This window comes from Mesorhizobium sp. M7A.F.Ca.MR.148.00.0.0 (genome assembly GCF_003997735.1).
In the GTDB taxonomy this organism is placed as follows: domain Bacteria; phylum Pseudomonadota; class Alphaproteobacteria; order Rhizobiales; family Rhizobiaceae; genus Mesorhizobium.
Genome location: NZ_RZTB01000021.1, coordinates 74,432 through 83,511 on the forward strand (window position 1 = coordinate 74,432; position 9,080 = coordinate 83,511).

8 protein-coding genes are annotated in these 9,080 nt (G+C 63.4%); 6 read left to right on the forward strand and 2 right to left on the reverse strand.

The features are described from left to right. The first annotated feature begins 92 nt into the window (after positions 1-92). The 5 genes from EOB49_RS11135 to EOB49_RS11155 all read left to right on the forward strand — a co-directional run bounded on the left by EOB49_RS11135 (position 93) and on the right by EOB49_RS11155 (position 5,125). Positions 93-1,367 (forward strand): NAD(P)/FAD-dependent oxidoreductase, encoded by a 1,275-nt coding sequence (locus EOB49_RS11135; RefSeq protein WP_127380985.1) that lies wholly within the window; start codon positions 93-95, stop codon positions 1,365-1,367. A gap of 41 nt (positions 1,368-1,408) precedes the next feature. Next, on the forward strand, positions 1,409-1,825 hold the full coding sequence (locus tag EOB49_RS11140) for a RidA family protein (protein ID WP_127380986.1): 417 nt from the start codon (positions 1,409-1,411) through the stop codon (positions 1,823-1,825). 4 nt (positions 1,826-1,829) lie between these two features. Continuing rightward, positions 1,830-2,504 carry a DUF1028 domain-containing protein gene (locus tag EOB49_RS11145; RefSeq protein WP_127326478.1) on the forward strand — a complete coding sequence of 225 codons (675 nt, stop codon included), beginning with the start codon at positions 1,830-1,832 and terminating at the stop codon, positions 2,502-2,504. Between the two features lie 22 nt (positions 2,505-2,526). Beyond that, positions 2,527-4,017, forward strand: coding sequence for an aldehyde dehydrogenase (locus EOB49_RS11150; RefSeq protein ID WP_127380987.1), 1,491 nt, complete (start codon positions 2,527-2,529; stop codon positions 4,015-4,017). Positions 4,018-4,168: 151 nt separating this feature from the next. Further along, entirely contained in the window at positions 4,169-5,125 is a 957-nt protein-coding gene (locus tag EOB49_RS11155) for a LysR family transcriptional regulator (RefSeq protein WP_127267113.1), read from the forward strand. A 6-nt stretch (positions 5,126-5,131) separates the two neighbouring features. On the opposite strand, the gene argE is transcribed toward EOB49_RS11155, so the two are convergent. Beyond that, positions 5,132-6,292 carry an acetylornithine deacetylase gene (argE, locus tag EOB49_RS11160; protein WP_127380988.1) on the reverse strand — a complete coding sequence of 387 codons (1,161 nt, stop codon included), beginning with the start codon at positions 6,290-6,292 and terminating at the stop codon, positions 5,132-5,134. 274 nt (positions 6,293-6,566) lie between these two features. Between argE and EOB49_RS11165 the strand changes: the two genes are divergently transcribed. After that, a complete protein-coding gene (locus tag EOB49_RS11165; protein WP_127380989.1) occupies positions 6,567-8,636 on the forward strand; it encodes an NAD(P)-binding protein in 2,070 nt (689 codons plus the stop codon). 50 nt (positions 8,637-8,686) lie between these two features. On the opposite strand, the gene EOB49_RS11170 is transcribed toward EOB49_RS11165, so the two are convergent. Beyond that, positions 8,687-9,080: hypothetical protein (locus tag EOB49_RS11170; protein WP_206526103.1), on the reverse strand; the 394-nt coding region annotated here is incomplete at its 5' end.

Genomic DNA, 9,080 nt, shown 5'->3' on the forward strand with positions numbered 1-9,080 from the left:
ATTTTCGCTGCCCGGTGCCTCCAGTAAACCAACGATCAGATCTCCGCCGCATCCGCAGACACTCCCGGGGAGAGCCAGAAAGGGCCGCTGAAATGCCAGTCGAAACGGTAGACACGCTTGTTGTTGGCGGCGGCCAGGCGGGGCTGGCCATGAGCGAGCATCTGAGCAAGTGCGGGGTGCCGCATCTCGTGCTCGAGCGGAGCCGCATCGCCGAACGCTGGCGTACCGAAAGATGGGACTCGCTGGTTGCCAATGGTCCCGCCTGGCATGATCGTTTTCCCGGCATGGAATTTCCGGACGCCGGTCCCGACGCCTTTGTCGGCAAGGAGAAGGTCGCCGACTATTTTGTCGCTTACGCCGGCATGATCGCTGCCCCCATCCGCTGCGGCGTGGAGGTCAGGAGCGTGGAAAGGCTTGTCGGCCGTCCCGGCTTCCGGGTCGAAACATCGGATGGCGTGATCGAGGCCAGGAGCGTGGTTGCCGCTACCGGGGCTTTCCAGCATCCGGTCATTCCGGCGGTTGTCCCCGGGGATGCCGGAGCGATGCAGATCCATTCCAGCGCCTATCGCAATCCGGGCCAGTTGCCCGAAGGTGCGGTGCTGGTGGTCGGCTCCGGGTCCTCGGGGGTGCAGATCGCCGACGAACTCCAGCGCGCGGGACGGCGCGTCTACCTCTCGGTCGGGCCGCATGATCGGCCGCCGCGGGCCTATCGCGAGCGTGACTTCTGCTGGTGGCTGGGGGTTTTGGGCAAATGGGACGCCCAAGCGCCGGCGCCTGGCACCGAACACGTCACCATCGCGGTGAGCGGCGCGCGGGGCGGCCAGACGATCGACTTCCGGCGTCTTGCCGCGCAAGGGATGACGCTGGTTGGCCGGACGGAATCCTACAAGGAAGGGGTCATGACCTTCGCTCCGGATCTGGCTAAAAATATCGCGCGCGGCGATGCGAACTACATGTCGGTGCTGGACGAGGCCGACGCCTATGTCGCTCGCAACGGCCTCGACCTTCCCGAGGAGCCCGCGGCCCGCGAGATCGGACCGGACCCGCAATGCATGACTGATCCCATTCTCGAGCTGAACCTGGCGGAAGCCGGGATAGGTTCGATCATCTGGGCAACGGGATTCACCGTCGATTACAACTGGCTGAAGGTCGATGTGTTTGACGAAAAGGGCAAGCCGAAGCACCAGCGCGGCGTGTCGACCGAGCCGGGAATCTATTTCCTGGGACTGCCGTGGCAATCGCGGCGGGGGTCGAGCTTCATCTGGGGCGTCTGGCACGACGCCCAGCATGTGGCGGACCATATCTCCACGCAGCGCAAGTACCTGGCCTACCATGCGTCCGCAAAGCGCGAGACCAAAGTGGCATAGAAACGGACGTCCCGACCTCGAGCCGACTGACGGAGACCAAGATGGCCCATACAAGAATTCGCAAGTTCAACACCAAGGACACCTATCCCGAGCAGAAGCTCGACAATGATCTGTGCCAGGCGGTCGTTACGCGGGGCGGCAGGACCGTCTATCTGCGCGGCCAATGCCCGCAGGACCTCGACACGGCCAAGAATATCGAAAGCCATGATCCGGTCGAACAGACGCACAAGGTCATGCAGAACATCCGCCAGCTGATCGAGGAGTGCGGCGGCACCATCGAGCATTTGGTCAAGGTGGTGGTCTACATTACCGATGTCCGCCATCGCGAGGCGGTCTACCGCACCATGGGCGAGTATATCAAAGGCGTGCATCCCGTCTCGACCGGCCTAGTCGTGCAGGCCCTGGCGCGGCCGGACTGGCTGGTCGAGATCGACGGCACCGCAGTTATCCCGGATTAAAGTCATGACATTCTCCATCGTCGCGCGGTGCAGCCGCACCGGCATGTTCGGGGTCGCGGTGTCCTCCTCGTCGCCTGCTGTGGCGGCGCGCTGCGCCTATGCGCAGGCGGGCGCCGGCGCCGTTGCCAGTCAGAACGTCACCGATCCTGCGCTGGGACTGCGCGGTCTCGAATTGCTGGCGCGCGGCGCGTCGGCGGCAGAGGCGATTGTCATATTGAAGCGCACCGGTGCCTATCCCGAATACCGGCAGGTGCTGGCTGTCGATGCCGCCGGGACGACCGCTATCCACTCAGGGCCCAAGGCGCTTGGCATCTGGGCGGAGGCGCGTGCGGACAATGTCGCCTGCGGCGGCAACATGCTGGCCCATGACGGCGTTCCGCAAGCCATGGTCGAGGCGTTCCTGGCGTCGGAAGGGCATCTCGGCGACCGCCTCATCGCGACCATGCGCGCCGCGCTGAAAGCGGGCGGCGAGGCGGGTCCTGTCCATTCCGCCGGTATGAAGCTGGTGCGCGAGGTGGCGTGGCCGGTCGCCGATTTGCGCTGCGACTGGACCGACGACTGCCCGATCGAGCAACTGGCGACGCTGTGGGAACTCTACAAACCGCAGCTCGATGCCTATGTGACCCGCGCGATAAACCCATCCGATGCGCCGAGCTACGGCGTGCCGGGCGACGAATAGTCAAGACAGGGGGTCACCTGCGATGAGCGAACTCAGTCACAAGGACTGGATCGGCAAGGCGTCCGCGATCCGTTTTCGCGACAAGGCGTTCATCGACGGCAAGACGGTCGCAGCGCGTTCGGGCCGGACCTTCGCCAGCGTCAATCCGGCTACCGGCGAGGTGCTGGCCGAAGTGGCGTCCTGCGGCGAGGAAGATATCGATCTGGCGGTTGCCGCGGCTCGGCGCAGCTTCAATGCGGGTGTCTGGTCGCGCACCAGTCCGGCGCACCGCAAGGAGGTCTTGCTGCGGCTGGCGCAGCTGCTGCGCGAAAACCTGCATGAACTGGCCCTGCTTGAATCGCTCGACATGGGAAAACTGGTCAGGGATGCGGCCGCGGTCGACGTTCCCGGCTCGGCAGCGATCTTCCAATGGTATGGCGAGGCCATCGACAAGATCTACGGCGAGGTGGCACCGACCGGCGAAGGCGATCTGGTGCTGGTGCGGCGCGAGCCGCTTGGCGTGGTCGGTGCGGTAGTGCCGTGGAATTTCCCGCTCGACATGGCGACCTGGAAATGTGCGCCGGCACTGGCGGCAGGCAATTCGGTGGTGCTGAAACCCGCCGAGCAGTCGCCTTTGTCGGCCCTGCTTCTGGCGGAACTGGCAATGGAAGCGGGCCTGCCTGCAGGCGTGCTCAATGTCGTGCCCGGCCTTGGCGAAACTGCCGGCCAGGCGCTTGGCCGCCACATGGATGTGGATTGCCTTGCCTTCACCGGCTCGACCGCCGTCGGCAAGATGTTCCTGCAGTATTCCGGCCAGTCGAACATGAAGCAGGTCTGGCTGGAGACCGGCGGCAAGAGCCCGAACCTCATCTTTGCCGATTGCGGCGATCTCGACGCGGCAGCCGACATGGCGGCCTTCGGCATCTTCTTCAACCAGGGCGAGGTCTGTTCGGCCAATTCACGCCTGCTCGTCCAGCGCGGCATCAAGGATGCCCTGGTGGAGAAACTGGTGCAGCGTGCGGCGGCCACGCAGCCCGGCGATCCGCTCGATCCGGCTTCGAAAATGGGCGCGATAGTCGATGCCCGCCACGCGGCCAACGTCATGCGCTTCGTTGAAGCCGGCAAGAAAACCGCGCGCCTGGTCGCGGGCGGCGACCTCGTCACGGTCAACGGGCGTGGCAGCTTTGTCCAGCCGACCATCTTCGACGATGTCGCGCCCGCCGATCCGATTGCCCGCGACGAGATCTTCGGGCCGGTGCTTTCGGTCATCGCCTTCGACGACGAGGCCGACGCGATCCGTATCGCCAATGACAGCCCTTACGGGCTGGCCGCATCGCTGTGGACCGACAGCCTGTCGCGCGCGCATCGTATCGCCGGCCGGCTGCATGCCGGCACGGTTTCCGTCAACACGGTCGACGCGCTGAGCCCGATGACGCCGTTCGGCGGTTTCAAGCAATCCGGCTTCGGCCGCGACCTGTCGCTGCATGCGCTCGACAAATACACCGCGCTCAAAACGACATGGATCAAATACTGATGGGCGCCTAAAGCGCATCGCGATTGAACGGATTCAAGCGATGCGCTTTAGGCCTTTGCTCTATGCATGTCATTTGCGCAAAACCGGGGCCACTTTTGCGCGACATGCATTGGGCTTGATCGAAGCCCTCAAACCAGCAACATAGCCAGCCATGCCGCTACGCTTCACGCTCAGACAGCTGGAATATTTCGTCGCCGTGGGCGAAGCCGGTTCCATCGCTAAGGCGGCCGAACAGGTCAATGTATCGCCGCCATCGATTTCGGCCTCGATCGCGCAGCTGGAAACCGAGTTCGGTGTCCAGCTGTTTGTCCGCAAGCATTCGCACGGCCTCTCGCTCACCGCCGGTGGCCGCATCTTCCTCAAGGAAGCCGCCCGGCTGCTCAACGATGCAGACGCCTTGCACGACGTCGCCGGCGACTTTGCCGAGAAGGTGCGCGGCCCGCTGGCGGTGGGATGCCTGCTGACCTTTGCGCAAATCGTGCTGCCGGCGCTGCGCATGCGGTTCGAGCGCGCCTATCCCGATGTGCGCGTGCGCCAGTTCGAGCGCAATCAGGGGCAATTGCTCGAGATGCTGCAGCGCGGTGAAATCGACCTTGCCTTGACCTACGATCTCGAACTGTCGCAGGACATGACCTTCGAGCCGCTGATGCTGGTGCCGGCGTACGTCATGCTGCCGGCGGGGCATCGCTTCGCGGCAAAGGCGTCGATCACGACGGAGGAGCTGGCCGACGAGCCGATGGTTCTGCTCGACCTGCCGTTCAGCCGCGAATATTTTCTGTCGGCATTCCACCAGCGGGGAATCCGCCCCAACATTGCCGAGCGTACCGGCGACATCGCCGTCATGCGTTCCATGGTGGCCAACGGCTTCGGCTACGGCATCGCCAATATGCGGCCGCTCAACACGCTGGCGCCGGACGGCAAGCCGCTGGTCTTCGTGCCGCTGGACGGCGATCTGCGGCCGCTGACCATGGGCGTCGCCTTGCCCAGTTCCGAACACCGCACGCAAACCGTCCAGGCGTTCATCGACCACTGCCGGCATTTCGTCGTCGAGCAAGGCGTGTTCGGCGCCGAGCGGGCTGTCGGCCAGGCAGCACTTCCACAGAAGTAGCCCCGGTTAAGCCAACTGCTGGTCGGCAAGCCGCTGCAGCAATTTTTCCAGCATGCCATCGCAGCGGCGCATTTGCTCGACGCTGACGAACTCATCCGGCTTGTGTCCCTGCGCCATCGATCCCGGTCCGCACACGACCGTCGGCGTGCCGAGATCGCGGCTGAACAGGCCGCCCTCCGTGCCGTAGGCCACCTTGATGGTGTTGTTGGCGCCGGTCAGCGATTTGATGAAAGCGACGGCCTGCGAACTGACCGGCGTGTCCAGGCCGGGATAGGTGTTGGTGATGTCGATGTCGATTGCCGCCTCGAGCGCGATAGCCGAGGCTTCGGTGGCAATGCGCGCGGCCTTCACGCGCAGGCGCTCGAGAATCTCATGCGGGTCGTCGGCCGCGACATTGCGGATCTCGAAGTCGACCTGGCAGAGGTTCGGCACGATGTTCAGCGCCACGCCGGCGTTGATCTTGCCAACATGGACGGTCGTGTAGGCAATGTCGTAGTCGCCGTCGCGGGCGCCATCGCGCACCAGCCGGTCCTGTTCGCGGCGCAAGGCGGCGACGAAGTCGCAGCCGAGATGGATGGCATTGAGCGCCAACGGGGCCAGCGCCGAATGGCCTTCGCGGCCTTTGCAGAGCGCGCGTGCGGCCAGCTTGCCCTTGTGGCCCGTCGCCACCTGCATGTCGGTCGGCTCGCCGACGATGCACAGCAAGGGCCGATGCGGGGCTGCTTGCAGCATGTCGATCAGGCTGCGCACACCGATGCAGCCGATCTCCTCGTCGTAGGAGAGCGCCAAATGCAGCGGCGTGCGCAGCGTCATTTTCGATGCTTTAAGGCACGCCGCGAGCGCGGAGGCCACAAAACCCTTCATGTCGGCTGTACCACGTCCGTAAAGCTTGCCGTCTCGGCTCGTCATCTCGAAGGGCGGCAGCGTCCAGGCCTGGCCGTCGACGGGGACGACGTCGGTGTGGCCGGACAGCATGATGCCGGAAGCATCAGTCGGTCCGATGGTGGCAAACAAATTGGCCTTGTGGCCGTCCTCGCTGCGGATGATCTGGCAAGCAATGCCATGCGCCTCCAGCAACTCCGCCACATAACCGATGAGGACGAGGTTCGAGTCGCGGCTCACCGTCGGGAACGCGATCAGCTTTTCAAGGATCTGGGTGCTGTCCATGCGTTTATGTCTCGTTGGCCGTGGGCGCTATCTAACATCGCGCAGCGGTGGCCTTGAAGTCGCATTTGGCTCAGCCGAAATTCAGCGGATGCTAATCCGGGTGAACGCGATTAGGCGCGGCCTAATCGGCACAGAAGAAATCTGTTGTTTTCCGGCGCCCGCTGCAACTTATGAATGGTCTCACGGCATCACCCACTGGCCGGCCGACTTGCGCCACGGCTGGAAACCATGATCGGGCATGCTGCAAGGCGACGCTGGAAGGAAGGCACGTTCCATGCGCGATCCGCGCTACGACATTCTGTTCGAGCCCGTGAAGATCGGTCCGGTGACCGCCAAGAACCGCTTCTATCAGGTTCCGCATTGCAATGGCGGCGGCTATCGCGATCCTTCGGCCGCGGCCGAGATGCGCCGCATCAAGTCGGAAGGCGGCTGGGGCGTCATCTTCACCGAGCAGACCGAGATGCACCACACATCGGAGATCACGCCCTTCATCGAACTCAGGCTGTGGGACGACGCCGATATCCCGGCGCTGGCGAAGATGGCAGAGGCCATGCACCAGCATGGCGCGCTGGCCGGCATCCAGTTGGCCTATTCGGGCATCAACGGTCCCAACCTCTACACCAAGGAGGTACCGCGCGGACCGTCGGCCCTGCCGATCCGGACCTTCACCAACGATCCGGTCCAAGCGCGCGCCATGGACAAGCAGGATATACGCGACCTGCGTCGCTGGCACCGCAAAGCCTTCAAACGGGCCAGGCTGGCGGGCTTCGATCTGGTGTGCCTCTACGGCGCGCATGGCTTCGGCATCATCCAGCACTTCCTGTCCACCGCCACGAACCAGCGCAGCGACGAATATGGCGGCTCGCTGGAAAACCGCTCGCGGCTGATGCGTGAGCTGATCGAAGAGGGCAGGGATGCCATCGGCGACACGTGCGGCCTGACGCTGCGGCTGTCGCTGGACGAGATGATCGGCGAGCTTGGCTTCGGCAACTCCGAAGTGCGCGACATGATCGAGATGCATGCCGACCTGCCAGACCTCTGGGACCTGGCGCATGGCGCCTGGGAGGACTGTTCGGGGCCGTCGCGGTTCAAGGAGGAGGGCGCGCAGGAGAGCCTGGTGTCCGGCATCAAGATGCTGACCTCGAAGCCGGTCGTCGGCGTCGGTCGCTTCACCTCGCCGGATGTGATGGTGAAGATGATCAAGTCCGGCACGCTGGACTTCATTGGCTGCGCGCGGCCGTCGATTGCCGATCCCTTCCTGCCGAAGAAGGTGGAGGAGGGGCGGATCGAGGACATTCGCGAATGCATCGGCTGCAACATCTGCATCACCGGCGACATGACCATGTCGATCTCGCGCTGCACGCAGAACCCGACCTTCATGGAGGAGTGGCGCAAGGGCTGGCATCCCGAGCGGATGCAGGCCAAGGGCGACAGCGACAGCGTGCTGATCGTCGGAGCCGGCCCCGCCGGGCTGGAAGCCGCCAGGGCACTCGGCCTGCGCGGCTACCAGGTGGCCATCGCCGAAGCAGGAACCGAACTTGGCGGCCGCGTGGCGCGCGAGTGCCGCTTGCCTGGTCTCTCGGCATGGGGGCGTGTGCGCGACTACCGCCAGTACCAGATCAGCCAGATGTCCAATGTCGACGTCTATTTCGAAAGCCGATTGTCGGCGCAGGAGATACTGGCCTTCGGCTTTCAAAACATCGCCATCGCCACCGGCTCGACATGGCGCCGCGACGGCGTGGCGCGCGCGCATGTCGTGCCGATGCCGGTCGACCCGGCGATGCCGGTCTACACGCCGGACGATCTGATGGGCGGCAATGTGCCGACCGGCAGCGTCGTGCTGTTCGACGATGATCACTATTACATGGGCGGTGTCCTGGCCGAGCTGATGGCGCGGCAGGGCGCAAAGGTGACGCTGGTGACGCCGTCGGCCTATGTGTCCGACTGGACCCGCAACACGCTGGAGCAGGGCGCCATCCATCGCCGGCTGGCCGAACTCGGCGTCGAGATCGTGCTGAACCGCACCGTGACGCGCATCGTGCCGGGCGGCGTTGCCACGGCCTGCGCCTATACGGGCAGCCAACGCGACATCGCCGCGGACGCGGTCGTGCTGGTGACGTCGCGCCAACAGGACGACGGCGTCTGGCGCGAGCTGAAGGCGCGGCGGGACGAATGGGCCGACAGCGGCATCCGCTCGATCAAAATCATCGGCGATGCCGAGGCGCCGGGTCCGATCGCCTGGGCAACCTATGCGGGCCACCGCTTCGCGCGCGAGCTGGACGAAGCCGATATCGGCGACGCACTGCCCTTCCGCCGCGAGATCACGGCGTTGGCCGCGGAATAGGTGAGGATGCGCTTGGCATCAGGCGCCATGCCTATTCGTGTTTTTGTTTTTTACTCGATGATCCTATCATCGTTTTCGTTCCTCATCCTGATAAGAGCAGCTCTAAAAACCATAGGTAACACGATTGGCAGCACAACGATTCTCCATGGTGCCTTAAATCTAGATGATATGTAAGATATACCTGCGATCATGCTACCTTTTCTCCAAGCTTTTCGAAGATTTATCCTGCCAAGAGAAACTTTACCATTTCTCATCAGGAATCTCCCATATATAAGGTATATCGCTCCTAAATCCCATTCAGTTTTCTCGTTGAAAACGTCAACTGTTCGCGATGATTCCTCTCTGGATAAGATTTTTATTAACTGAAAAGTCGCCTTTTCTCCAATCTTTCTTTCAGCTATTCGTATCCAAAACTCCGATTTTTCCAGATCTTTAGGTATCATA